Origin of the sequence: Mesorhizobium sp. M00.F.Ca.ET.216.01.1.1 (genome assembly GCF_004010325.2) — a bacterium.
GTDB lineage: Bacteria > Pseudomonadota > Alphaproteobacteria > Rhizobiales > Rhizobiaceae > Mesorhizobium.
In genome coordinates this window covers 1-400 of sequence record NZ_SADR02000174.1, presented here as the reverse complement: position 1 = coordinate 400, position 400 = coordinate 1, and the positions used below count along the sequence as shown (strand labels likewise).

1 protein-coding gene is annotated in these 400 nt (G+C 62.0%); it reads left to right on the top strand.

The features are described 5' to 3' along the window. A partial coding sequence (locus tag EN859_RS35595; protein ID WP_145972005.1) for a zinc-binding dehydrogenase occupies positions 1 to 324 on the top strand: 324 nt, incomplete at its 5' end. Positions 325 to 400: the final 76 nt, after the last annotated feature.

Genomic DNA, 400 nt, shown 5'->3' with positions numbered 1-400 from the left:
GCGGACACTTTTCCAGCATCGCTAGACTGCCTGCGGCCGCTCGGCACGTTCGCCAGCTTCGGCCAGTCTTCCGGGGCGATCCCGCCTTTCTCCATGTCGATCCTGGCGCAGAAGGGCTCGCTCTTTGTCACGCGTCCGACGCTCTTCGTCTACAACGCCAGGCGCGAGGACATGGTGAAGTCGGCGGAAGCGTTGTTCGACGTGGTCAAGAGCGGCGCCGTGAAGATCGTGATCAACCAGCGCTATGCGCTGAAAGACGCCGGCCAGGCGCAATCGGATCTGGAGAGCCGCAGGACGACCGGAGCGACCATCCTGGTTCCATGAGCGCATTTTGCTCGGTTTCAGGTCCGTTGCCGAAGCTGAAGGCATGCGTTGCCCGAAAAGCTTGCCAGTTCCTTCC